Genomic DNA, 22,658 nt, shown 5'->3' with positions numbered 1-22,658 from the left:
ATCCTGATATAGGACGCTTTAATTGTGACAGAAGCCGTCATCGCGCTTAAAGACATATCCCTGACCCTGGGCCAAGGGGCTTCGTCTGTGCATGTGCTGAAAGGCGTCAGCCTTGACGTGACGCGCGGCGAGGCGACCGGCGTTGTCGGCCCTTCGGGTTCCGGCAAGTCGACCTTGCTGATGGTGCTGGCCGGGCTGGAGCGGGTCGATTCGGGCACGGTGCGCATTGCCGGCGAATTGCTGAACGGCAAAAGCGAGGACGAGGTCGCATCGTTTCGGGGCCGAAACATCGGCATCGTCTTCCAGTCGTTCCATCTCATTCCCAACATGACGGCGCTCGAAAATGTCGCGGTGCCGCTGGAACTGGCCGGCCATGCCGATCCGTTCGGTGTCGCGGCGCGCGAGCTGGCAGCGGTGGGCTTGAGCGACCGCGTCACCCACTATCCGGGCGAGCTGTCCGGCGGCGAACAGCAGCGCGTGGCGATCGCCCGCGCGCTGGCGCCGTCGCCGCGCATTCTCATCGCCGACGAGCCGACCGGCAATCTCGACCAGGCGACGGGGCGGCAGGTTGCCGACCTTTTGTTCGCCAAGGCGGCCGAGCGCGGCATGACCCTGGTGCTGGTCACGCACGATCCGGCCCTTGCGGCGCGCTGCTCGCGCCAGGTGTCGATGCGCTCGGGCCGCATCGAGGATGCGCCGGTAGCGCAGGTCAAGGTGCCGGCCTGATGCCACTGTCGCAGACGCTGAAGCTCGCGTTCCGCTTCTCGCTGCGCGAGATGCGCGGCGGACTGTCCGGCTTCATGATCTTCCTTGCCTGCATCGCGCTCGGCGTCGCTGCAATCGGCGGGGTCAATTCGGTGGCGCAGGCGATCACCGCAGGCGTTGCCGACCAGGGCCAGACGCTGCTTGGCGGCGACTTGCGCTTCCAGCTCAACCAGCGCGATGCGACGCCAGCCGAAAGCACCTTCCTCGACCGCCTCGGCACTGTGTCGCACAGCGCCAATATGCGCTCGATGGCGCGGCTGGAAGACGGCTCCGACCAGGCGCTGGTCGAGGCCAAGGCCGTCGACGACGTCTATCCGCTCTATGGCGCGATCGAGACCGCGCCGCAGCTTGGCAGAAAGGATTTGTTCGGCGAGAAATCAGGCGTCTTTGGCGCCGCCGCGCCCGACCTGTTGTTCGACCGGCTGAATGTGAAGATCGGTGACCGGCTGAAGGTCGGCAGCGCGACATTCGAATTGCGGGCCAGGCTGGTGAGCGAACCGGATGCGGTGTCGGACGGTTTCGGCTTCGCGCCGCGGCTGATGGTCTCGACCGCGGGGCTTGCCGCGTCCGGCCTGATCCAGCCAGGCAGCCTGGTCGAGAATGCCTACAAGGTTCGGCTGCCGGCCGGCGCCAGCGAGGCCGATCTCAAGACCATCCAAGATCGGGCGGCGAGCGATTTCCCTGAAGCCGGCTGGTCGATCCGCACGCGTTCCAATGCGGCGCCGGCGCTGTCGGCCAACATCGAGCGCTTCTCGCAATTCCTCACGCTGGTCGGGCTGACGGCGCTGGTCGTCGGTGGCGTCGGCGTTGCCAATGCGGTGCGCGCCTATCTCGACGGCAAGCGCGGCGTCATCGCCACCTTCAAGAGCCTTGGCGCCTCGGGCGGCTTCGTCTTCACCGTCTATCTCGTGCAGATCCTGATGATCGCCGGCCTCGGCATCGCGCTTGGCCTCATCCTCGGCGCCGCCGTGCCGTTTGCTGCCAGCGCTGCGCTCCAGTCGGTCATTCCGGTGCCGGCTAAAGGCGGCTTCTATCCCGGTGCGCTGGCTCTTGCCGCGCTGTTCGGGCTGCTGGTGACGCTTGCCTTCGCGCTGTTGCCGCTCGGCCGCGCCCGCGATGTGCCGGCGACCGCGCTGTTTCGCGAAATGGGTTTTGAGGGCCGCGGCTTTCCACGCCTGCCCTATCTTGCCACGGCGGTCGGCATCGCGGTCGCTTTGGCGGCGCTCGCCATCCTGTTTTCCGGCGACCGGCGCATCGCCTTGATCTTCGTCGGCGCGACGGTCTTTGCCTTTCTGGTGTTGCGCCTGGTCGGTGCGCTGGTGCAGTGGGTGGCGCGCAAAAGCCCGCGTGTGCGCTCGGTCGCGCTCAGGCTCGCCATCGGCAACATCCACCGGCCCGGCGCGCTGACGCCGTCCGTCGTGCTGTCGCTGGGCCTCGGGCTGACGCTTTTGGTGACGCTGGCGCTGATCGACGGCAATCTCAGGCAGCAGATCTCCGGCAGTCTGCCGGAACGGGCGCCGAATTTCTTCTTCGTCGACATCCAGAATAGCGAGGTCGATGCCTTCTCGACATTGATCGGCAATGAGGCGCCGAAGGGAACGCTGGTCAAGGTGCCGATGCTGCGCGGCCGGGTGATGGCGCTGAACGGCGTTAGTGTCGACAAGGCCGATGTGCCATCGGAAGGCGCCTGGGTGCTGCGCGGCGATCGCGGCCTGACCTACGACGCCAAACAACCGGCCAATGCGACATTGACCGAGGGCAGCTGGTGGCCGGAGAACTACAGCGGCGAACCGCTGGTCTCGTTCTCCAACGATGAAGGCAAGGCGCTCGGCCTGAAGCTCGGCGATACCGTCACCGTCAATGTGCTCGGACGCAATGTGACGGCCAGGATCGCCAATTTCCGAGAGGTGCAATGGGAGACGATGGGCATCAACTTCGTCATGGTGTTCTCGCCCAACACTTTTGCAGGCGCGCCCCATGGCTGGCTGGCGACGCTGACCGAAAAGGATGCCACGGCAGCAGAGGATGCCCGCCTGCTCAACGCCGTCACCCGCGCCTTCCCGGCGGTGACGACAGTTCGGGTCAAGGACGCGCTCGACGTCGTCAACCGGCTGGTCGGCCAGCTCGGCACGGCGATCCGGGCCGCGGCCGGCGTGGCGATGATCGCTTCGGTGCTGGTGCTGGCCGGCGCGCTCGCCGCGGGAAATCGCGCCCGCATCCACGATGCCGTGGTGCTGAAGACGTTGGGCGCTACGAGGCGCACGCTGATCGCGGCGTTTTCGCTGGAATACATGCTGATCGGCCTGGCCACCGCGGTGTTTGCGTTGGCTGCCGGCGGCATCGCCGCCTGGTACATCGTTGCCCGCATCATGACGTTGCCGTCGCATTTCATGCCGGAGGTGGCAGTGGCGACCTTGGTGTTTGCGCTGGTGATCACGGTCGGCATCGGCCTTGCCGGCACCTGGCGGGTGCTCGGGCACAAGGCGGCGCCGGTGCTGCGCGACCTCTAGGCCCAAAACGGCAAGGTTGGCCGAATCTGCCGTTTCCGATTAAATCTTGGTAATGTGCAGTCATGGAAGCCCAAGAAAACCGGCTTCCGGAGATTCACCAAGCGTTGCAGCCCGTTACGGTCTTGTTCTTGACGTCAAGAACCATCATATTTCGCCACAGGCATGCTGGAGCCCCGCCAGCGGCGCCCAGGTCCGAAAGGGCCTGACACCGTACGGGGCAGAAGCAACAGAGGATTCCAATGGCTGAGCCCATTCGCAACTACCAGACTTCGGCCGTGCCGGGCGCGCGCGCCGACATCGACCAAGGCCTGCGCACTTACATGCTCAAGGTCTACAATTTGATGGGGCTTGGCCTCCTCATCACCGGCGTCGCCGCCTGGGGCGCTTTCCAGCTCGCCGTCACCGGCGACGGACAGCTGACCGCTTTCGGCACGCTGATCTATGCCAGCGCCTTCCGCTGGGTGGTCATCCTGGCTCCGCTCGCCGCCGTCTTCTTCCTGTCGTTCAGGATCCAGTCGATGAGCGTGGCCGCGGCGCAAACCACCTTCTGGGTCTATTCGGGCCTGGTCGGCCTGTCGCTGTCGACCATCTTCCTGGTCTACACCGGCGCCTCGATCACTCAGACCTTCTTTGCCACGGCGGCCGCCTTCGGCGCGCTGTCGCTCTACGGCTACACGACCAAGCGCGACCTTTCGGCGTTCGGCTCGTTCCTGGTCATGGGCGTGGTCGGCCTGGTGATCGCCATGCTGATCAACATCTTCCTGCAGTCGTCGGCGCTCGGCTTCGCCATCTCGGCGATCGGCGTGCTGATCTTCGCCGGGCTCACCGCCTATGACACGCAGACCATCAAGGAAATGTACTACGAAGGCGATCAGGCCGACGTTGCCGGCCGCAAGGCGATCATGGGCGCGTTGAGGCTATATCTCGACTTCATCAACCTGTTCATGTTCCTGCTGCAGTTCATGGGCGATCGCCGCTAGGCGGTCTTCCCATCAGGCAACTGGACCAGCTGATATCAAGAGGGCGGCCAACGGCCGCCCTTTTCTTTTGTGCCGGCCTTTGCTGTCATGGAGGCAGATGAATCGTCTGCATAAATCATGAGCACTATTTCCATCCGCGCGGCCTTGGAAGGCGACCTCGGCCGAATCACCGAGATCTACGGCGATGCCGTGACGCATGGCACCGCGAGCTATGAGCTCGAGCCGCCCAGCCGCACTGAGATGGGTGGGCGCTTCGACAGCCTGACGGCGGGGGGCTTTCCCTATCTGGTGGCGGAACGAGATGGCGCGCTGCTCGGCTACGCCTATGCCGGCGCGTTCCGGCCGCGCCCGGCCTACCGCTTCATCGTAGAGGATTCCGTCTATGTCGCGCCTGATGCGAAGGGCCAGGGCGTCGGGCTGCTGCTGATGCAGGCGCTGATTGAAGCCTGCCGTATGGCGGGCTTTCGCCAGATCGTCGCGGTGATCGGCGACGGCCATGCAGACAGCGCCTCGGTGCGGCTGCATGAAAAGCTCGGCTTTCGCCATTCCGGTCGCCTGGAAGGCTCCGGCTACAAGCATGGGCGCTGGCTTGACACGGTGTTCATGCAGCTGTCGCTGAATGGCGGCGTAACGGTTCCGCCCGATCCGCATTCGCTGCCGGAGCGGAAGTTTCGTGAGAGCCTGAGGAGGGGGAATTGAGGAGTTGAAGAACTGAAGAATTGAGGATTTGAATAGCTGAGAACAAACCCGGCGGTATTTCGACCGTTACATCCTCTTTTTTCAATTCTTCAGTTCTTCAATTCCCCAATTCTCAATTAGGCCTGGACAATCTTCAGCTTAGCATCGAAGACGTTGAGCACGCGACCGAGTTCCTGGCCACGCTTGAGGATTCGGCCGCCGGCGGCGATGACGGCGAAGGCGCCTTGCCGGCGCGCCAGTTTCGGATCCTTGACGATCTGGAACAGCGGCACTTCGCTGGCCCGGCGGAAGACTGAAAACACAGCCCGATCAGACAGATGATCGATGGCATAGTCGCGCCATTCGTTGGCGGCGACCATGCGTCCGTACAGCCTCAGGATCTCGTCGAGTTCACGCCGGTCGAAACGGACCGGCTGGTCGAGGCGTTCGCGTCGCGCCTCGTGCAGCGGGATCAATATTGCGGATGCGTCCCCATCCTCCGTCCCACCGCTGCGATCGGTCATCCCGCGATCCCTTTGAAAATGAATCTCGCTTGCAGAAGTTGGCGTGTTCGCCGTGGAATTGCAAGGCCCGGCTAACCATCCCGGGTCTGCGCTGTTTTCGCAACGTCCAGTCACTTTTATAAAACGCGGTGTTTGAATTGGTGATGCCTCGCCACATTTCCGCCTTTTTTTATCCGCGCTCATGCCCCAATGTCCGACGAATTTACCGGCGTTGCCTGAGACGGTTCGGTCCGGCACCGGCTCGTAAACCCCAAGCCCCCCGCCCACGGGTCTGCGTCGGATCGAACCAACCTCGGACTTTCCTCAGGGAGAGACCGGGTGCGACGATCCCAAAACCTAAATGACCGACGTCAGAAGCAAGCTGACGTCGGTTTTTTTGTTTTTGGCTGCTTGAAGAATTTGCCGGAGGCTGCGGTGCCCAGTTTGCGGGCGCATCCCCTCACCCGGATTGCCAGCCGAATTGCAACAGCAATTCGGGCCAATCCGACCTCCCCCGAGCGGAGAGGAGTTCGCGCCAGCGCTGATTCAGCCCCTTCTCCCCTCGGGGAGAAGGTGGCCGAGAGCGGCCGGATGAGGGGGCCTCTTAAGGCTTGTGAATAAACGCAGCGCCCAGAATAGGGCCCGGCAGGCCGTCCTTGCCGACCGACTGCAGCAGCACGGCGCAGCCGCCTTTCTTGGCGATCTCCGTCATCGGCAATTCGTAGCGCTGCGCCTTGCCGTGCCACATGCCGGCGGTCTGGATGCCGGTGACGGCGTTCCAGTAGGTCATGCTGCGGCCGGTGTTCTCGCCCTTGGCGATGGTCACCGTCTGCGGTGGTTCGAAATAGACGATGACGACATGGGCGTCGCTGGGGCCGCTACCGGCGTCGCCGGCATCGATCATGACGCGATCGCTGGTGCGGCTGACCTTGACGCTGACCCGCATGCCTTCACCGGATTTCTCCATGCGGGCAAGCGCGCCGTCGACCTCCTTGCGGCTGGCGCCGTTGACATGGCTGCGACCATTGATGACGGCTTGCGGCGTGTAGACGGAGCGGGTGCCGAAGGCGCGCATATAGTCATATTGCCGGTCGGTATTGTCCTTGCTGCTCAGCGTGTCCTGCCAGCCGAGATAGTCCCAGTAATTGACGTGGTAGGCGAGCGCGACGACGTTGTCCTTGGCCGCCAGCTCGGCAAAGAACGCGTCCGCCGGCGGGCAGGAATTGCAGCCTTGGCTGGTGAACAGCTCGACCACGCCCAAGGGCCTGTCAATCTGCGGTTTGTCGGTCTGGGTCGTTCCCGATTCCTCGGCGAACCCGGTCCCGGCAAGCGCCGAGAAGGCCAGCGCAAAAGCCGCAAGCCGCAGAGGGTGTCGAGGTGCCATGATCGTTCCGATTCCCGCCGGTGACGCCGGCCTTGTTCTGGTTGCCCAGATTTGTGGCAGAAGCGACAGTCAACGGGAAGTCACGTTGCGGTGAAATTTTTGCTGCCGCAACCATGGGTATGGCCCCTACAGGCGGAGCACTTCACCGCCCGGTTCGATCGGGAGCATGGCATCATGAGCGTGGGGCAGATCTTGCTGGGCCCAGCCGGTTTTTACTCCTGTCGTACAGGGCGGAGCTTCGATCGGGTCGGGCAATGCTTTCGAAAGACTGGGAGTAGGGAGTAGGGAGTAGGGAGTAGGGAGTAGGGATGTCGTTCCCCGCTACCGCCCAATCCCTACTGCCTAAGCCCTGGCCGCTACGCGGCCAGATCGCGCAGCACGTATTGCAAAATGCCGCCATTCTTGAAGTAATCGAGTTCGTCCAGCGTATCGATGCGGCAGATGATCGGCACGTTCTTCACGGTGCCGTCGCCATAAGTCACCTTGGCGATCATCGTCTGGCGTGGCTTGATGGTGCTTATGCCGTCGATCTCGACCAGCTCGTCACCCTTGAGGTTGAGCGAGGCCCATGAGGTGCCTTCCTCGAAGACGAAGGGGATGACGCCCATGCCGACCAGGTTGGAGCGATGGATGCGCTCGAAGGACTGGGCGACGACGGCACGGACACCGAGGAGATTCGTTCCTTTAGCTGCCCAGTCGCGCGAGGAGCCGTTGCCGTATTCGACGCCGGCGAAGATGACCAGCGGCACGCCTTCCTTTTTGTATCTCATCGCCGCGTCGTAGATCGATTCCTCTTCCTTCGACGGGTAGTGGATGGTGTAGCCGCCCTCGCGGCCGTTCTCGCCCAGCATGTGGTTGCGGATGCGGATGTTGGCGAAGGTGCCGCGCATCATCACCTCATGGTTGCCGCGCCTTGTGCCGTACTGGTTGAAGTCGGCAACGCCGACGCCATGGTCGGTGAGGTATTTGCCGGCCGGGGAAGCGGCCTTGATCGAACCCGCCGGTGAGATGTGATCGGTGGTGATCTTGTCGCCGAACAGGCCGAGCACGCGCGCGCCCTTGATGTCGCCGATCTTGCCGAAACCGGAGGTCATGCCGGCGAAATAGGGCGGGTTCTGCACATAGGTCGAGTTGTCGTCCCAGGCATAGGTCTGGCCTTCCGGCGCCTTGACGTTCTGCCAGTATTCGTCGCCCTTGAAGACGTCGGCATATTTGCGGGCGAACAGCTCACGTGTGACGTTCTTCTCGATGAACTCCTGGATCTCGGCCGAACTCGGCCAGATATCCCTGAGATAGACCGGCTTGCCGTCGCGGCCTTCGCCGAGTGGCTCGGTGGTCAGGTCCTTGGTGACGGTGCCGGCCAAAGCATGGGCTACCACCAGCGGCGGCGACGCCAGATAGTTCGCCTGCACGTCAGGTGAAACACGGCCTTCGAAGTTGCGGTTGCCGGAGAGCACTGCGGCGGCGATCAGGCCCTTATCGTTGATGGTCTTGGAGATCGGCGCCGGCAGCGGGCCGGAATTGCCGATGCAGGTGGTGCAGCCGAAACCAACCAGGTTGAAGCCGATCTGGTCGAGCTCCTTCTGCAGGCCGGACTTTTCCAGATATTCGGCGACCACCTGGCTGCCCGGCGCCAGCGAGGTCTTCACCCACGGCTTCTGCTTGAGGCCGAGCCGGTTGGCGTTGCGCGCCAAGAGGCCGGCGCCGATCAGCACGCTCGGGTTCGAGGTGTTGGTGCAGGACGTGATGGCGGCAATGACGACATCGCCATGGCCGAGATCATGGTCGGTGCCTTCGACGGCATAGCGCTTGTGGATTTCGGCAGCCTTCTTGTACTCGGTCTCCATCGCCTTGGCGAAGCCGGCCGGAATGCCTTCGAGCGGAACGCGGCCTTCGGGGCGCTTGGGACCTGCCATCGACGGCACGACGCTGTCGAGCTCGAGTTCGAGCAGGTCAGTGAAGACAGGGTCGGCCGAGCCGGCGTCACGCCACATGCCTTGCGCCTTGGAATAGGCCTCGACCAGGGCGATGCGGCTTTCCTCGCGGCCCGACATTGTGAGGTAGCGGATGGTCTCGCCGTCGACCGGGAAGAAGCCGCAGGTGGCGCCATATTCGGGCGCCATGTTGCCGATGGTGGCGCGGTCGGCCAGCGTCATGTTGGACAGGCCCGGGCCGAAGAACTCGACGAACTTGCCGACGACGCCCTTCTTGCGCAGCATCTGGGTGACGGTCAGCACCAGGTCAGTGGCGGTGATGCCTTCCCTGAGTTTGCCGGTAAGGCGGAAGCCGATGACTTCGGGCAACAGCATGGAAACCGGCTGGCCGAGCATCGCCGCCTCGGCCTCGATACCGCCGACGCCCCAGCCGAGCACGCCAAGGCCATTGATCATGGTGGTGTGCGAATCGGTGCCGACGCAGGTGTCGGGATAGGCGGTCGTTTCGCCGTCTTCCGTGTTGGTCCAGACGACCTGACCGAGATATTCGAGGTTGACCTGATGGCAGATGCCGGTGCCGGGCGGCACGACGCGAAAATTGCGGAACGCCTGCTGGCCCCATTTCAGGAATTTATAGCGCTCTTCGTTGCGCTCATATTCGAGCTCGACATTCCTGGCAAAGGCCAGTGGCGTGCCGAATTCGTCGACGATGACGGAGTGGTCGATGACGAGGTCGACCGGCACCAGCGGATTGATCTTCTGCGGATCCCCGCCGAGCGCCTTGAGGCCGTCGCGCATGGCGGCAAGGTCGACCACCGCCGGGACGCCGGTGAAATCCTGCATCAGGACACGCGCCGGGCGATAGGCGATCTCGACGCCGGCGGTGCCCTTGTCGGTCAGCCAGCCGGCCACAGCCTGGATAGAGTCCTTGGTGACGGAGCGGCCGTCTTCATTGCGCAAAAGGTTTTCCAGCAGCACCTTCATCGAATAAGGCAGCTGGGCAATGCCGGTGAGGCCGTTCCTCTCGGCCTCGACCAGATTGTAATAGACATAGTCCGCGCCACCCACGGTGAGGGTGCGGCGGCAATTGAAACTGTCGAGGGATTTTGACACGTGCGGTCCGTCCTTGTCTGTTCAGCCTGAAAGGGAACGGACGCCGATGGGCATGCAATCACGCGCAAAGGTGCGGGTACGGCCATTTCCGCTGTCCGTTCCCAGCCAACCCGAGCCGTTCAAGGCGGCGCGTGCGCTGGTTCGGCGCAAATTCTGTTCCCGTGCCGACCGCTGGCACGGATGTCCCGCATATAGAGAATTTTCTGGAATAGTTCTAGACAGTTGCGGAGCAAATTTGTGCGATGCGGCAGCTATCGCGCGGTAAAGTTTTCGGGACGGGCAGGCATGCGGCTGATTGCCGAAAATCTGGGCGGCGAACGCGGCGGCGAGACGGTCTTTTCCGGCATCGGTTTTGCGCTCGACAAGGGCCAGGTGCTGGTCGTCACCGGGCCGAACGGCTCGGGCAAATCGACGCTGCTCAGGGTCATCGCCGGGCTGCTGCCGAAGGCGCAAGGCGATGTGCGCATCGAGGGCGGCGAGAGGTTTCCGACGATCGCTTCGGCGGTCCACTATCTCGGCCACCTCAATGCAATGAAGACGGCGCTCAGCGTGGCGGAGGATCTGCGCTTCTGGCGCGATTTCAACGGCGATGGGCAGTTGGGTGTCGGAGAGGCGCTGGAGACGGTTGGTCTCGGCGGCATCGGCCATCTGCCTTTCGGCTATCTGTCGACCGGGCAAAGGCGGCGCGCGGCGATTGCGAAATTGCTGGTCAGTCATAAGCCGCTGTGGCTGCTGGATGAGCCGACGGCTGGGCTGGACAAGGCTTCGGAGGCGCGGTTTGCGGGGCTGATGACGAGGCATTGCGCGGAGGGCGGGATTATTGTCGCGGCGACGCACTTGCCGCTGGGATTGGATGGGGCGAAGGAATTGAGGATGGGAGCAACAGGGTGATGTCGGCATTCCCGCCCACCCCCCTCTGCCCTGCCGGGCATCTCCCCCGCAGGGGGGGAGATCAGATGTCATGCCGGCTTTCGCCAATCACCGGCATTGAAAAAGAGGCGTCAGCAACGGAGCTGCCAATCTCCCCCCTTGCGGGGGAGATGTCCGGGAGGACAGAGGGGGGTGTGAAGGAACGCCACCTTCGGCAAGATGGCGATCAAACGGCAGGCGCGGCTTGGCAATGCTAGCCCTCTTCCTGCGCGACATCCGCCTCTCCATCCGGGCCGGCGGCGGAGCGCTCACCAGCGTCATCTTCTTCCTCGCCGTAATCGCCACCATCCCCTTCGGTGTCGGACCGGACCTGAAGCTGCTCGCCCGCATCGGTCCGGCGATCCTTTGGATCGGCGCTCTGCTCGCCTGCCTGCTCGGCCTCGACCGGCTGTTTCAGGCCGATCGCGAAGACGGGTCGCTCGATCTTCTGGTGCTGGGCAATGACCGCCACATGCTGGCGTTGACGGTGCTGGTGAAGTGCCTGGCGCATTGGGCGGGCAGCGTTCTGCCGCTGGTGGTTGCGGCACCTCTGCTGAGCCTGTTCATGAACATGGAGCCGCTCAGCATCGGCGCCACCGCGCTCACGCTGCTGGTCGGCACGCCGGCGATCACTTTCATCGGCGCGGTCGGGGCGGCGGTGGCGGTGGCGCTGCCGCGTGGCGGTCTGCTGATCTCGGTGCTGGTGCTGCCGCTGACCATCCCGGTGCTGATCTTCGGGGTGTCGGCGAGCTACGGCGCGGTGGCCGACCCTGATCCGTTCCTGCAGCCCTTCCTCATTCTTGCCGCGCTGACGCTGTTTCTTGCCGTGCTGGGTCCGGTGGCGGCAGCACTGGCGCTGCGGCATGGAACGGATTGATATGACCGCTGCGGCGCGACGATCAATTGCGAAGCCCCAGCCGCAAAGCTAAGAAAGCCGCAAAGCCATGGGAAGGCCATGATCGAGCACGACGAAGTGACGGTGGAAGGGGAGCGAAGCGCATGAGTGCACACGCACTCTATGTCGCGGCCGCCTATGGCATCACGGTGATCGTGCTGGCCGGGCTGATCGGCTGGATCCTGCTCGACCAGCGGACCCGCAAGCGCGAACTGGCAGACCTCGAAGCGGCCGGCGTGCGGCGTCGCTCGGACAAAGCCGGTACTGGGGCCAGCACTGGGGCCAGCAAGCCATGAGCACGGAAAGCGAAACGACGGCGTCGCCGCGCCGCCGCCTGATCGTGCTGTTGCCGCTGCTGGTTTTTCTCGGCCTCGCCGGATTGTTCCTGTCGCAGCTTTTGTCGGGACGCGATGAGGCGGCAGTGCCGTCGGCGCTGATCGGCCTGCCGGCGCCGCAGACCAACCTGCCGGCGCTGGAAGGGTCAAACCTGCCCGGGCTGGATTCGAAAGCCTTCGCCGGCAAGGTAACGCTGGTCAACGTCTTTGCATCGTGGTGCGCGCCGTGCCGGGAAGAGCATCCGGTGCTCTTGCAGCTGTCGCAGGACAAGCGCTTCGTCATGGCCGCGCTAAACTACAAGGACCAAGCGCAAAACGCGCGCCGGTTCCTTGGTGATCTCGGCAATCCGTTCCAGGCGATAGGTGTCGACGAGGCCGGCCGCACGGCCATCGACTGGGGCGTCTACGGCGTGCCGGAAACCTTCGTCATCGGCAAGGACGGCAAGATTGCCTACAAGCATGTCGGGCCGCTGACAGGGGAGTCGGCGAGGGATGTTCTGTTGCCGCAGATTGAAAAGGCGCTCGCGGCACCGAGCTGACGTTGGCGCCATGCCCCCTCATCGGGCCGCTACGCGCCCCCTCCTCCCCGTGGGGGAGAAGAGGGAAGCATCGGCACAGGCTAGCTCCTCTCCCCGGGGGGAGAGGTCGGATTGCCCGAATTGCTCATGCAATTCGGTTTGGCAATCCGGGTGAGGGGGCGGTGCCCCGCTGAGGTCTGAAATGCTCAGCCGTAGATCTGCCTGTGGACCTGGTAGAGCATTTCCGAGCGGTCGGCGCGCAGGTCGGCCAGATCGCGGCTCGTCAGGTTTTCGATTTCCGCGACGAGGCGGTTATAGTGGCGGCGCTTGGCCATCGAGGTGCGCGCGCGGGAGAAGAGGTTGTCAAAAGCCATAGCAAGGGTCCTTTCGTGCCGCATATCAGCGGTGAATTTGTTCCTCCCTTGGTCGTTCGCACCATGACATAGGAATGGTGCGATGCAAAAAGAAGATGTTGCAATGCACCATTGCACAGGGCGCATAGCGGGTTAATACAGCGCTCCAGCACCATAAACGGCCGGACAGGCTGGCGGGCCATGCCGGCCGGGCACCTTTTGTCTTACAAATTGCGCCTGCGCCACCTTGCCATCGCGCCCGCAGGCTGGCTTGATCCGCGCGTCACGTGATGCCCGGAGGAAATGCATGGCGACCGCAGACTATTACGAAATTCTGGATCCGCGTTTCGCGCGGCTGTTCAACGGCAACGCCCAGGTGGAAAAGCTGTTTACCGGATGTCAGTGGGCGGAAGGGCCGGCCTGGTTCGCCGCCGGCCGCTATGTCGTCTGGTCCGACATCCCCAACAACCGCATGCTGCGCTATGACGAGACCGACGGCAATGTCAGCGTCTTCCGTCAGCCCTCCGGCAATTCCAACGGCAACACCGTCGACCGCCAGGGCCGACTGGTGACGTGCGAGCATTCCGGCCGCCGCGTCAGCCGCACCGAGCATGACGGTTCCGTCACCACCATCGCGGCCGAATGGAAAGGCAAGCGGCTGAATTCGCCCAATGACGCGGTCGTGAAATCCGACGGCTCGATCTGGTTCACCGATCCGAGCTACGGCATCGACACCGACTATGAGGGCGACAAGGCCGAAAGCGAGATCGGCGCTTGCAATGTCTACCGGGTCGATCCGGATACGGGCGAGGTCGAGGCCGTCATCACCGACATGGTCCGGCCGAACGGGCTTGCCTTTTCACTGGATGAAAGCCAGCTCTATGTCGTCGACACCGGCCGCACCCATGGCGCGCAGAACCCCGCGCATATGCGGGTCTTCAACGTCGGCAAGCACGGCAAGAAGGTCTCGGGCGGGAAGGTGTTCGCTGACTGCACGGCCGGTCTATTCGACGGCTTCCGGCTCGACGAGGCCGGCCGCATCTGGACCAGTGCCGCCGACGGCATCCATTGCTACGATCCCGACGGCACGCTGATCGGCAAGGTCAAGGTGCCGGAAGTGACCGCCAATTGCGTGTTCGGCGGCAACAAGCTGAACTGCCTCTACATCGCCGGCACCACGTCGCTCTACATGGTGCGGCTGATGGTGAACGGGGCGAAGACGTATTGAGGCTGCTGGAAACGCTTCTCTGGCGGCCCTTGATGGCGTTTCTGCGCCTGCCGGCGGCGCCTGTAGCGCTGCGGCCGCGGAACCACCGCCAAGCGGTTCGCCGGAGCGGATTTCGAAGCCGCCCAGCGGCGGCGGTATCAGACACAATTCAAGGGGAGGACGTCATGCCATTCGTCAACATCCGCATCGTCAAGGAAGTGATCGCCGCTGATCCCGCTGGCAAGAAGGCCGACATTGCCAAAAAGGTCACGGCGGCGATCATGGACGCCACCGGGCTTAGCAATGACGACGTCTGGGTGGTGTTCGAAGAGGTCAACGCGCGCGACTGGTATGTCGGTGTGACCGATGTCGAGACGTTGCGGAAGGGGTAGCACAGCGGCACGTTGGGGTGCGCCGCACCCTTTCGTTCGTCATCCTAGGGTCTGCGCCGCGTCGCTTCGCTCCTTGCTCCGCCCTAGGATGACGAGGCAACGTTTGCGCGTATAAAACTCGCGAAAACCTGCACCGCTTCGCGCATGGCCCGCAGGTTCTCGTCCTCTCCCAGGATCGCTTCTATCTCCGGCGGTTTCTTGCCGAGCAAGGCAATCTCCAGAACCGCATTCTCACAAAGCGCGAACGACATGGTGCGCATGATCTCGGCCAGCGCGGCGCGGGCATAGAGCGAGCGCGCGGAGGCGTGGGCCAGCATGGCGGGCTTGCCGACTGCGGCGTCGCGCGAGACCAGCCAGTCGAGAGCGTTTTTCATGCCGCCGGGCACGCCATGGGCATATTCGGGGCAGGAGACGATGATGCCATCGGCGCTGGTGACGGCCTCGATCAGCCGCATGGCCTCGGCCGGTGTGCGCTCGCCTTCGTCATCCGGGTTGAAGATCGGCAGCAGGCCGAGCCCGTCATAGACAGTTACGCGGCAATCCGAAGGCGCGTTCGCGGACAGCGCCGCCAGCAGCGCCGAATTGGTCGAGGCGGCGCGCAGGCTGCCGGAGATGGCGAGGAGTTCGATCACGGGGAAACAGGGCTAGGGAAAACCGGCAAAGGACCGCAATGGCGAATCGTACCCGAAATCTACCACAGGGTCTTGCTGTAGGCTTCGTCCAGCGAGCGGTCGAAATCGTCGGCAGTTTCGGCATGCGCCATCTGATCGGACAGGATCTGACCGAGCGTCGGCAACGTCGCGCGGTCGTGCCAGCTGTCCGGCTTCCACAATTCGGAGCGCATGAAGGCCTTGGCGCAGTGCATGTAAGCGGCCTTGACGCTCACCACGACGACGCTTTGCGGTTGCTTGCCGTCGACGGTGAGGCGCTCGCGCAAACCGGCATCGACGGTTATGCGGGCGTCGCCATTGATGCGCAGCGTCTCGTTCATGCCGGGGATGAGAAAAAGCAGCCCGACCGAAGGGTTGAGCAGGATGTTTTCCAGCGTGTCCAGCCGGTTGTTGCCGGGCCGGTCGGGAATGGCGATGGTCCTGTCGTCGAGGACAAGGGCAAAGCCCGGTCTGTCGCCTTTCGGCGTCACGTCGGCATTGCCGGCGCCGTCGGAAGAACCGATCAGCACGAAAGGGCTCTTGCCGATGAAAGAGCGGCAGTGGCCGTCGAGCGCCCTGAGTTCCTTGCGCATCGAGGTGTCGGTCGGCCGCGGGGTCTTGTAGATCGTCCTCAGTTCATCGCGCGTGGTGACGAATTCCATGGCCGTCTCCGTTTATTCTGACGCAATTCCGGACGGCTTCACACTTTTCCTGGAATTGCTCTACTTGCCGGCTTCTTCCACCTTCTCGGCCTTATCCTCGATCGAATGGTGCAGGATCAGCGGCATCTGGCTGAAGGTGAACAACAGGGTGATCGGCATGATGCCCCAGACCTTGAAGGTAACCCAGAAGTCGGTGGAAAAATTCCGCCACACCACTTCATTGGCAAGAGCCAGGAACAGGAAGAACAGGCCCCAGCGGAAAGTCAGCTTGCGCCAGCCTTCGGCATCGAGGCGAAAGGCCGAATCGAAGACATAGCCGAGCAGCGATCGGCCGAAATACAGACCGCCGAGCAGCACGCCGCCGAACAGGGTGTTGACGATGGTCGGCTTCATCTTGATGAACACGTCGTCCTGCAGATAGAGCGTCAGCGCGCCGAAGATGAAGACGACGACGCCCGAGACCATCGGCATGATCGGCAAGGTGCGCAGCAGCAGCCAGGAGGCGATCAGCGCGATCGCCGTCGCCGCCATGAAAAGGCCGGTGGCGACGAAGATCGGCCCGCCGAATTCGGCCAGGACAGGAAATTTCTGCACCAGCCAGGCGCCGCGTGCATTGGCGAAGAAGAACACCATCAGCGGCCCGAGTTCCAGCACCAGCTTGAGCAGCGGATTGACGCTTTCTTTCTTCTTTCGCGGGTCGGACGGGTCGCGTTCGAGGATGGGTGGGTTCATGACTTCCTTCTGACGCATGATCTTGTCCAAAAAGCCGTCAGCTCTTCGGGATCATTGCCTGTTACGCTACGCCGGCGATCGCCCTGGCGAATTCGCCGGCCGAGAATGGTTCGAGGTCGTCGACCTGTTCGCCGACGCCGATGAAGTAGACCGGCAGTTTGTGCTTTGCCGCGATCGCGACCAGAATACCGCCGCGCGCCGTGCCGTCCAGCTTGGTCATCACCAGGCCGTTGACGCCGGCGACATTGCGGAAGATCTCGACCTGATTGAGCGCATTCTGGCCGGTGGTGGCGTCGACCGTCTGCAGCACGGTATGCGGCGCTTCCGGATCGAGCTTGCCCAGCACGCGCACGATCTTTTCCAGCTCCGCCATCAGTTCGGTCTTGTTTTGCAGCCGGCCGGCGGTGTCGATGATCAGCACGTCGGAGCCGGCCTCCTTGGCGCGTTCGAAAGCGTCGTAGGCGAGGCCGGCGGCATCCGCGCCTATCTTCGAGGCGATGACCGGCGACTTCGTCCTCTCGCCCCAGATCTTCAGCTGCTCGATGGCTGCAGCGCGAAAGGTATCGCCGGCGGCCAGCATCACCGACAGGCCACCATCGGTAAGTTTGGCGGCGAGCTTGCCGATGGTCGTGGTCTTGCCGGTGCCGTTGACGCCGACCACCAGAATGACATGCGGCTTGTGCGACAGGTCGAGCTCCAGCGGCATGGCGACATGGGCCAGCACCTTCTCCACCTCGGCCGCCATGATGGTGCGGACATCCGCGTCGGAGACATCCTTGCCATAGCGGCTGGCGGCGAGCGCATCGGTGACGCGCAAGGCTGTTTCCATGCCGAGATCGGCGCGGATCAGCACGTCTTCGAGGTCCTGTAGCGTCTCTTCGTCGAGCTTTCGCTTGGTGAAGACGCCGGCAATGTTGCCGGTGAGTTCTTTCGAGGAGCGGGCAAGCCCGTCGCGCATGCGCTGGAACCAGGAGCGTCGCGGCGCCGGTTCGGGCGCCTTTTGCGGCTCGGCTTTCTGCTCGACCTTTTTGGTGACGGTGACTTTGCCGGGAGCTGGTTTTGACTGTGGCGAAGGTTGCGCGGCCGGCGCGGGCGCTAGCTCGGCAACGATGGTCTTGGCTTCGACCGGCGCGGGTACAGCTTCAACCGACGTGCGCTTTACCTCCCCCTTGATGGGGGAGGTCCCAAGCGAAGCTTGGGGGTGAGGGTGATTTGCGCTGGCGTCGGCGCCATCACCCCACCCCGCCGCTTCGCGTCGACCCTCCCCATCGAGGGGAGGGTGGGGCGCCTCGTCCTTCTCCCCGTGGCTATACGGGGAGAAGGTGCCGGCAGGCGGATGAGGGGCGGCGCTGACCTCTGAGGTAGGCTGTGCGGGCGGCGCGGACGGTTGCGGCACTTCGATCGGGGCGGCCGGTTCTGCTGGAGTATCGGCAGGCGTCGGCACTTCGACGGGAGCCGGCTCCAGCTGCGGTTCCGGACGCGATGGTTCGATCTCCGGCTCGGCCGGCGCCGGCGGCACTTCTTGGGGCTGCGGCTCGGGAGCCGGCTCCGGAACGGCTGGCGGCGCAGGAACTTCTTCCGGTGCAGGCGGCTCGGGTATCTCCGGCTCAGGCTGCGGTTCTTCTACCGGCGCGGGCTCCGGCAACGGTTCCGGCTCGGATGGGACGACCGGTTCCGGCGCGGGCGGGATGGTCGGCGCGGGTTCGGGCTTCGGTTCTTCTGGCGCCGACTGCGGCGCAGGCTTTACCTCCCCCTCGATGGGGGAGGTCCCAAGCGAAGCTTGGGGGTGGGGGTGAGTGGCGCCGGCGTCGGCGCTCTCACCCCTCCCCGCCACTTCGTGGCGACCCTCCCCATCGAGGGGAGGGTGGGGCGTCGGCGGCTCGGGCTCCTCGCGCTTCAAGAACTCCGGAACGACCTGCTCGGCCGCCGGCTTCAGCGCCTCAAGCGCATCCCATTTGATCGGCGGCAGGGGAGCGGTTTCGTCGATGCGCTCCTCGACGACTTCCTTCTTGCCGAACGAAAATATGTTCTTGAAAAAACCGGCCATGCTTCAATCGTCTCAGGCGGCGCGGGCAGTGAGGGGCGAGGCTATCAGGCGCGCCCCATCATGGCCGGTGATGTCTGCCTCGACGATCTCGCCCGGCGCGCCTGTGCCGAGCGCGGCAAGCGTGAACCCTTCGGTGCGGCCGAGGCCGTCCCGCTCGACCAGGATCGACTGGCGCGTTCCCGGGAGCGACGACAGATGGCGGCGATACGCAGCCTCACCAGCGGCGCGCAGCTGGGCCGCGCGCTGCTTGACCAATTCGCTGCGGACCTGCGGCATGCGCGCGGCGGGCGTGCCTTCGCGCGGCGAAAACGGGAAGACATGCAGGTGCGTCAGCCCACATTCCTCGACGATCTTTATCGAATTCTGAAACATTTCCTCGGTCTCGGTCGGGAAGCCGGCGATGATGTCGGCGCCGAAGACGATTTCGGGGCGCAGCTTGCGCACATCCTCGCAGAAGCGGATCGACTGGTCGCGCAAATGCCTGCGCTTCATGCGCTTCAGGATCATGTCGTCACCTGATTGCAGCGACAGATGCAGATGCGGCATCAGCCTGGGTTCGGTGGCGATGGCGTCGAGCAGATCATCATCCGCCTCGATCGAATCGATTGAGGACAGCCGCAGCCGCTTCACGTCGGGCACCTGCTTCAGGATGGTCTTCACCAGCTTTCCCAGCTTCGGCGCGCCCGGCAGGTCGGCGCCGAAGCTGGTCATGTCGACGCCGGTCAGCACGATCTCGGCATAGCCGTTGCCGGCCAGACGCTTGACCTGCTCGACCACGGCGCCCATCGGCACCGAGCGTGAGTTGCCGCGGCCATAGGGGATGATGCAGAAGGTGCAGCGATGGTCGCAGCCGTTCTGCACCTGGACGAAAGCACGTGCCCGGCCCTCGATGGCGTCGACCATGTGGCCGGCGGTCTCGCGCACCGAGGAAATGTCGTTGACGCGCGCCTTCTCGCTGTCGTTGACGCCGAAATCCGGCAGCGCGCGGTAGGAGTTGGCCTTCAGCTTCTCTTCGTTGCCAAGCACAAGGTCGACCTCGTCCATGGCGGCAAAATTCTGCGGTTCGGTTTGCGCGGCGCAGCCGGTGACGATGATGCGCGCCGCCGGATTTTCGCGGCGGGCCTTTCTGATCGACTGCCTGGCCTGGCGCACCGCTTCGGCGGTGACGGCGCAGGTGTTGAAGATAATGGCGCCGCCTTTGAGCGCGCCGAGACCTGCGCTTTCGGCCTCGCGGCGCATCACTTCGGATTCATAGGTGTTGAGACGGCAGCCAAAGGTGACGACGTCTATGCCTTGGGAGTTGGGGCCCTTGGTATCGGCAAGTGCAAACATCAGGCCGCGCTTTCGGTGTCGCGGGCCCAGGTGCCGGTCGACGGATCGAAATTGCCGGAAAACTCCCATTCGGCAGCGCCGGTCAGGATGACGTGGTCGTCGTCGCGCCATTCCACATGCAGCGAGCCGCCGCCGGGCGTCATCAGCGTAACGCTGCGGCCGGTGCGCCGGGTGCGGGCAGCGGCGACGACGGAAGCGCAAGCGGCCGAGCCGCAAGCCTTGGTCAGGCCGGCGCCGCGCTCCCAGGTGCGGATGATCATCGTCTCCGGCGACGTTACCTGGGCGATGGTGATGTTGGCGCGCTCGGGGAAGATCGGATGGTTTTCGAGCAGCGGGCCGAAACGCTCGAGTTCGTAGGACCAGACATCGTTGTCGACCCAGAAGATGGCGTGAGGGTTGCCCATCGAGAGAGCCGAAGGCGAATGCAGCACCGGCGCGTCGATGGGGCCGATCTGCAACTCGATCATGCGGGTGTCGCGGAATTCCTCGGCCAGCGGAATGTCCTGCCAGCCAAAGCGCGGAGTGCCCATGTCGACCGAGATGGTGCCGTCGGCATTTTCGACGGCGTTGAGGATGCCGGCGCGGGTCTCGAAGGTGAAAGTCTTCTGGCCGGTTTCGGCGGCCAGCGCCTGGACGACACAGCGCATGCCGTTGCCGCAGGCCTGCGCGCCCGAGCCGTCGGAATTCAAGATGTCGATGTAAAAGGCGGTGCCCGGCGTGCGCGAATCGTGGATCGCCATGATCTGGTCGAACCTGGTCGCCGCATCGGCGTTCAGCGCGACAGCCGACGCCGCCGTGACCCTATCGGCACGGCCACGCATGTCGGCGACGATGATTTCGTTGCCGATGCCGTTCATCTTGGCGAAGGGGGCAGTGCCTGCCATGATCTGAGGTAATTCCTGTACGTTTCGCCGCTATATGGCGGAAACGGGCGGGAATTACCAGTGTGGGCTGCGTTTAGGTTACCGCGAAAACGCCGAGCACGATCAGCAGGAAGATGACGAGAACGATGCCGATCAGCACGCGCGCGCCGGTGGCGGCGGCACCGGCCAGCGCCGGCATGCCGAGCAGGCTGGCGGCGGCAGCAACGATGAGAAGAATGATGATCCATTTGATCATGGACAATGCCTCGCAAATTGACTGGCCTGCAGCCGGCTTAAGAACGCATCTGCGGCGCTCTGGTTCCGTTGCCGCGAGGCTCTTTCCGACTGGGCGCGCTATTCGGCAATCTCGAAGTCGGTCGTGAAAGGCGCCGTCTTTGGCGAGTTCTCGTCGTGCATGAGGAAATCCGCGCGGTATTTGCCGGGGGGAACGCCAGCAAGGGAGACGTTTAATTTGAAGAACATCTCTCGGTTATGCGAGCGCGAGGCGAGCTGGACCCGGCCAAGCTTTTCGACGGTTCCCAGCTTCTCGCCCGACTGGGAAAGCACGGTAAGGTCAACGTAAAGCGCGATCTGGTTGTTGCCGAGCCCATCCGAGCCGTAGCCGTAACCGACCGGCTCCATATAAAGCACAATCTCTTCGCCCGGCTTGTAGACATGGTTCGGGCGCTCGGCGTAGGCGCCGAAGCCGCTGGCCGACATGATATGCTTCACATTTTGCACGCCAAGCGGCATCGCTTGCCACAGAGCGTCCTCGGCGCTGCGGAATTTGTCCAGCGCGCCGGCGCCATCACCCGCCTGCAGTGCCTTTTCGGCTTCAGCGGCGCGATCGGAGATTTCGCCCGCGAAAGCGGCCGGCGTCGAAACTACCAGCGCGATCAAAACTGCCAAGATTGATTTCATCTGTTCCCCCTGTTGCGATAGAACATCGGCTAAAACGGCAGTGCCGTAAACGGCCAAATGCAGACTTCAGCCGCGCTCGATCTCGGGAACGTCCCAAAGCTCGCCCGGACGCAAGGCGCGAAACCGCTCACGCGCCAGGCCTTGCGCCTCAAGTGCTTCAGTCAGTTTTGCGCCGGCAGTTGCGCTCGACCGCCGATGCGCCGACCTGCTGCGGGCTCCGGTGCCGCTTTCGCAACCAATGTACCGGTTGGAACCGCGCTAGAGCGAAGACATGCCTTTTGTCCGCCAGCCATTTTGCGACAAATTTACAACAATTCGTGGTGCAAACCCTATTTTAACCATATCGGGTTGAAATTTCGCCACCTTCTCCATTTTGGTGAGGGGTGAGATTGTGCGGACGGCTTCCCCCCAGCCGGATCCGACGGAGGTTGGAATGATTTTTTCGAGAAGCGGGCTGATGGCCGTATCGCTGGCAGCGCTCGTTGCGAGCGGCTGTTCGACCTCGCGTTTTTCATCGATGGATGACCAGCAGCCCGCCCCGCTGCAGCCCGCGCCCGCCGGCACGGTGAGCGGAAGCCAACTGCCGCCCCCGGCAGCGCCGGGCACCACCGACCCATCGCAATTCCCGACCGCGCCGGCAGGCGCGCAGGTCGCCTCGCTGCCGCCGGACGGATCGGCGCCGGCCGGAGCCTCCGACCTTACCGCTGCGAGCGTTGCCGGCGTTTGGAACGCCAGCGTGTCCGGACAGAGCTGCAAGGTGGCGACGCCGCAGACCAAATTCGGCGCCGGCTTCCGCGCCGGGCCGCTGCATTGCCCGCCGCCCATCGACGGCATCAAATCGTGGAACGTCGCCGGCAAGCAGCTGACGCTCTATGACGAGAATGGCGGCACGCTGGCGCGGCTCTATTCCTCGGGCGGTTCGAAATTCGACGGCCAGACTACCAACGGCTTGCCGATATCGCTTACAAGATAGGC

23 protein-coding genes are annotated in these 22,658 nt (G+C 63.8%); 11 read left to right on the top strand and 12 right to left on the bottom strand.

What is annotated here, in order from left to right; all coding sequences use genetic code 11:
- The first annotated feature begins 24 nt into the window (after nucleotides 1–24).
- From ACYG9Z_RS13375 to ACYG9Z_RS13360, 4 genes are all read left to right on the top strand, one after another.
- Complete coding sequence (locus ACYG9Z_RS13375) at nucleotides 25–726, top strand: ABC transporter ATP-binding protein (RefSeq protein ID WP_031244202.1); 702 nt, start codon at nucleotides 25–27, stop codon at nucleotides 724–726.
- The gene (locus tag ACYG9Z_RS13370; RefSeq protein ID WP_023752723.1) at nucleotides 726–3,275 is read left to right on the top strand and encodes an ABC transporter permease; all 2,550 of its coding nucleotides are present in this window, start codon (nucleotides 726–728) and stop codon (nucleotides 3,273–3,275) included. The genes ACYG9Z_RS13375 and ACYG9Z_RS13370 overlap by 1 nt, the downstream gene beginning before the upstream one ends.
- Before the next feature lie 239 nt (nucleotides 3,276–3,514).
- A complete protein-coding gene (locus ACYG9Z_RS13365) occupies nucleotides 3,515–4,255 on the top strand; it encodes a Bax inhibitor-1/YccA family protein (protein ID WP_023671726.1) in 741 nt (246 codons plus the stop codon).
- A 117-nt stretch (nucleotides 4,256–4,372) separates the two neighbouring features.
- Nucleotides 4,373–4,954 carry a GNAT family N-acetyltransferase gene (locus ACYG9Z_RS13360; RefSeq protein WP_023683843.1) on the top strand — a complete coding sequence of 194 codons (582 nt, stop codon included), beginning with the start codon at nucleotides 4,373–4,375 and terminating at the stop codon, nucleotides 4,952–4,954.
- A gap of 116 nt (nucleotides 4,955–5,070) precedes the next feature.
- Here the strand turns inward: ACYG9Z_RS13360 and ACYG9Z_RS13355 are convergent, their stop codons facing one another.
- From ACYG9Z_RS13355 to acnA, 3 genes are all read right to left on the bottom strand, one after another.
- Nucleotides 5,071–5,457: a DUF2794 domain-containing protein gene (locus tag ACYG9Z_RS13355; protein ID WP_023683844.1), complete on the bottom strand. Its 387-nt coding sequence runs from the start codon at nucleotides 5,455–5,457 to the stop codon at nucleotides 5,071–5,073.
- A gap of 583 nt (nucleotides 5,458–6,040) precedes the next feature.
- Complete coding sequence (locus ACYG9Z_RS13350) at nucleotides 6,041–6,820, bottom strand: DUF1223 domain-containing protein (protein ID WP_023683845.1); 780 nt, start codon at nucleotides 6,818–6,820, stop codon at nucleotides 6,041–6,043.
- A 356-nt stretch (nucleotides 6,821–7,176) separates the two neighbouring features.
- Nucleotides 7,177–9,867 (bottom strand): aconitate hydratase AcnA, encoded by a 2,691-nt coding sequence (gene acnA, locus ACYG9Z_RS13345; RefSeq protein ID WP_031244201.1) that lies wholly within the window; start codon nucleotides 9,865–9,867, stop codon nucleotides 7,177–7,179.
- A gap of 285 nt (nucleotides 9,868–10,152) precedes the next feature.
- Here acnA and ccmA point away from each other — a divergent pair, with 285 nt between their 5' ends.
- The 4 genes from ccmA (at nucleotide 10,153) to ACYG9Z_RS13325 (ending at nucleotide 12,545) form a co-directional block, all read left to right on the top strand.
- Nucleotides 10,153–10,758: a heme ABC exporter ATP-binding protein CcmA gene (ccmA, locus tag ACYG9Z_RS13340; RefSeq protein WP_023671732.1), complete on the top strand. Its 606-nt coding sequence runs from the start codon at nucleotides 10,153–10,155 to the stop codon at nucleotides 10,756–10,758.
- A gap of 229 nt (nucleotides 10,759–10,987) precedes the next feature.
- Nucleotides 10,988–11,653 (top strand): heme exporter protein CcmB, encoded by a 666-nt coding sequence (gene ccmB / locus ACYG9Z_RS13335; RefSeq protein WP_023698868.1) that lies wholly within the window; start codon nucleotides 10,988–10,990, stop codon nucleotides 11,651–11,653.
- 122 nt (nucleotides 11,654–11,775) lie between these two features.
- Complete coding sequence (gene ccmD, locus ACYG9Z_RS13330) at nucleotides 11,776–11,967, top strand: heme exporter protein CcmD (protein WP_023671735.1); 192 nt, start codon at nucleotides 11,776–11,778, stop codon at nucleotides 11,965–11,967.
- Nucleotides 11,964–12,545, top strand: a complete 582-nt coding sequence (locus tag ACYG9Z_RS13325; RefSeq protein ID WP_023671736.1) for a DsbE family thiol:disulfide interchange protein — start codon at nucleotides 11,964–11,966, stop codon at nucleotides 12,543–12,545. The genes ccmD and ACYG9Z_RS13325 overlap by 4 nt, the downstream gene beginning before the upstream one ends.
- Nucleotides 12,546–12,730: 185 nt before the next feature.
- Here ACYG9Z_RS13325 and ACYG9Z_RS13320 read toward each other — a convergent pair whose 3' ends face one another.
- On the bottom strand, nucleotides 12,731–12,898 hold the full coding sequence (locus ACYG9Z_RS13320; protein WP_023671737.1) for a hypothetical protein: 168 nt from the start codon (nucleotides 12,896–12,898) through the stop codon (nucleotides 12,731–12,733).
- A gap of 286 nt (nucleotides 12,899–13,184) precedes the next feature.
- On the opposite strand from ACYG9Z_RS13320, the gene ACYG9Z_RS13315 reads away from it, so the two are divergent.
- Complete coding sequence (locus ACYG9Z_RS13315; protein WP_023671738.1) at nucleotides 13,185–14,105, top strand: SMP-30/gluconolactonase/LRE family protein; 921 nt, start codon at nucleotides 13,185–13,187, stop codon at nucleotides 14,103–14,105.
- A 164-nt stretch (nucleotides 14,106–14,269) separates the two neighbouring features.
- Complete coding sequence (locus ACYG9Z_RS13310) at nucleotides 14,270–14,476, top strand: tautomerase family protein (RefSeq protein WP_023683852.1); 207 nt, start codon at nucleotides 14,270–14,272, stop codon at nucleotides 14,474–14,476.
- Between the two features lie 83 nt (nucleotides 14,477–14,559).
- On the opposite strand, the gene ACYG9Z_RS13305 is transcribed toward ACYG9Z_RS13310, so the two are convergent.
- From ACYG9Z_RS13305 to ACYG9Z_RS13270, 8 genes are all read right to left on the bottom strand, one after another.
- Nucleotides 14,560–15,108 (bottom strand): NADPH-dependent FMN reductase, encoded by a 549-nt coding sequence (locus ACYG9Z_RS13305; RefSeq protein WP_023683853.1) that lies wholly within the window; start codon nucleotides 15,106–15,108, stop codon nucleotides 14,560–14,562.
- Nucleotides 15,109–15,167: 59 nt separating this feature from the next.
- Nucleotides 15,168–15,788: a pyridoxamine 5'-phosphate oxidase family protein gene (locus ACYG9Z_RS13300; RefSeq protein ID WP_023683854.1), complete on the bottom strand. Its 621-nt coding sequence runs from the start codon at nucleotides 15,786–15,788 to the stop codon at nucleotides 15,168–15,170.
- Between the two features lie 60 nt (nucleotides 15,789–15,848).
- Entirely contained in the window at nucleotides 15,849–16,520 is a 672-nt protein-coding gene (locus ACYG9Z_RS13295; RefSeq protein ID WP_023687683.1) for a septation protein A, read from the bottom strand.
- Nucleotides 16,521–16,581: 61 nt separating this feature from the next.
- Nucleotides 16,582–18,567: a signal recognition particle-docking protein FtsY gene (gene ftsY / locus ACYG9Z_RS13290; RefSeq protein ID WP_460222825.1), complete on the bottom strand. Its 1,986-nt coding sequence runs from the start codon at nucleotides 18,565–18,567 to the stop codon at nucleotides 16,582–16,584.
- A gap of 12 nt (nucleotides 18,568–18,579) precedes the next feature.
- Complete coding sequence (gene mtaB / locus ACYG9Z_RS13285; RefSeq protein WP_023752717.1) at nucleotides 18,580–19,899, bottom strand: tRNA (N(6)-L-threonylcarbamoyladenosine(37)-C(2))-methylthiotransferase MtaB; 1,320 nt, start codon at nucleotides 19,897–19,899, stop codon at nucleotides 18,580–18,582.
- Nucleotides 19,899–20,783, bottom strand: coding sequence for a diaminopimelate epimerase (gene dapF, locus ACYG9Z_RS13280; protein WP_023752716.1), 885 nt, complete (start codon nucleotides 20,781–20,783; stop codon nucleotides 19,899–19,901). The genes mtaB and dapF overlap by 1 nt, the downstream gene beginning before the upstream one ends.
- Nucleotides 20,784–20,856: 73 nt before the next feature.
- A complete protein-coding gene (locus tag ACYG9Z_RS13275) occupies nucleotides 20,857–21,018 on the bottom strand; it encodes a DUF1328 family protein (protein WP_023683859.1) in 162 nt (53 codons plus the stop codon).
- 98 nt (nucleotides 21,019–21,116) lie between these two features.
- Nucleotides 21,117–21,740 carry a hypothetical protein gene (locus ACYG9Z_RS13270; protein ID WP_245259956.1) on the bottom strand — a complete coding sequence of 208 codons (624 nt, stop codon included), beginning with the start codon at nucleotides 21,738–21,740 and terminating at the stop codon, nucleotides 21,117–21,119.
- A 376-nt stretch (nucleotides 21,741–22,116) separates the two neighbouring features.
- Between ACYG9Z_RS13270 and ACYG9Z_RS13265 the strand changes: the two genes are divergently transcribed.
- Nucleotides 22,117–22,656, top strand: coding sequence for a protease inhibitor Inh/omp19 family protein (locus ACYG9Z_RS13265; RefSeq protein WP_023687689.1), 540 nt, complete (start codon nucleotides 22,117–22,119; stop codon nucleotides 22,654–22,656).
- Nucleotides 22,657–22,658 lie beyond the last annotated feature (2 nt).

The sequence above is a fragment of the Mesorhizobium sp. RSR380A genome (genome assembly GCF_054719385.1).
The sequence above is the reverse complement of the archived record's forward strand: the minus strand, read 5'-3'. Positions and strand labels throughout refer to the sequence as shown.

What these genes read in the sequence shown, in the direction of transcription:
- ACYG9Z_RS13370 (WP_023752723.1), top strand. Translation starts at nt 726, where the DNA reads ATGCCACTGTCGCAGACGCTGAAGCTCGCGTTCCGCTTCTCGCTGCGC.
- ACYG9Z_RS13365 (WP_023671726.1), top strand. Translation starts at nt 3,515, where the DNA reads ATGGCTGAGCCCATTCGCAACTACCAGACTTCGGCCGTGCCGGGCGCG.
- ACYG9Z_RS13360 (WP_023683843.1), top strand. Translation starts at nt 4,373, where the DNA reads ATGAGCACTATTTCCATCCGCGCGGCCTTGGAAGGCGACCTCGGCCGA.
- ACYG9Z_RS13355 (WP_023683844.1), bottom strand. Translation starts at nt 5,457, where the DNA reads ATGACCGATCGCAGCGGTGGGACGGAGGATGGGGACGCATCCGCAATA.
- ACYG9Z_RS13350 (WP_023683845.1), bottom strand. Translation starts at nt 6,820, where the DNA reads ATGGCACCTCGACACCCTCTGCGGCTTGCGGCTTTTGCGCTGGCCTTC.
- ccmA (WP_023671732.1), top strand. Translation starts at nt 10,153, where the DNA reads ATGCGGCTGATTGCCGAAAATCTGGGCGGCGAACGCGGCGGCGAGACG.
- ccmB (WP_023698868.1), top strand. Translation starts at nt 10,988, where the DNA reads ATGCTAGCCCTCTTCCTGCGCGACATCCGCCTCTCCATCCGGGCCGGC.
- ccmD (WP_023671735.1), top strand. Translation starts at nt 11,776, where the DNA reads ATGAGTGCACACGCACTCTATGTCGCGGCCGCCTATGGCATCACGGTG.
- ACYG9Z_RS13325 (WP_023671736.1), top strand. Translation starts at nt 11,964, where the DNA reads ATGAGCACGGAAAGCGAAACGACGGCGTCGCCGCGCCGCCGCCTGATC.
- ACYG9Z_RS13320 (WP_023671737.1), bottom strand. Translation starts at nt 12,898, where the DNA reads ATGGCTTTTGACAACCTCTTCTCCCGCGCGCGCACCTCGATGGCCAAG.
- ACYG9Z_RS13315 (WP_023671738.1), top strand. Translation starts at nt 13,185, where the DNA reads ATGGCGACCGCAGACTATTACGAAATTCTGGATCCGCGTTTCGCGCGG.
- ACYG9Z_RS13310 (WP_023683852.1), top strand. Translation starts at nt 14,270, where the DNA reads ATGCCATTCGTCAACATCCGCATCGTCAAGGAAGTGATCGCCGCTGAT.
- ACYG9Z_RS13300 (WP_023683854.1), bottom strand. Translation starts at nt 15,788, where the DNA reads ATGGAATTCGTCACCACGCGCGATGAACTGAGGACGATCTACAAGACC.
- ACYG9Z_RS13295 (WP_023687683.1), bottom strand. Translation starts at nt 16,520, where the DNA reads ATGAACCCACCCATCCTCGAACGCGACCCGTCCGACCCGCGAAAGAAG.
- ftsY (WP_460222825.1), bottom strand. Translation starts at nt 18,567, where the DNA reads ATGGCCGGTTTTTTCAAGAACATATTTTCGTTCGGCAAGAAGGAAGTC.
- mtaB (WP_023752717.1), bottom strand. Translation starts at nt 19,899, where the DNA reads ATGTTTGCACTTGCCGATACCAAGGGCCCCAACTCCCAAGGCATAGAC.
- dapF (WP_023752716.1), bottom strand. Translation starts at nt 20,783, where the DNA reads ATGGCAGGCACTGCCCCCTTCGCCAAGATGAACGGCATCGGCAACGAA.
- ACYG9Z_RS13275 (WP_023683859.1), bottom strand. Translation starts at nt 21,018, where the DNA reads ATGATCAAATGGATCATCATTCTTCTCATCGTTGCTGCCGCCGCCAGC.
- ACYG9Z_RS13265 (WP_023687689.1), top strand. Translation starts at nt 22,117, where the DNA reads ATGATTTTTTCGAGAAGCGGGCTGATGGCCGTATCGCTGGCAGCGCTC.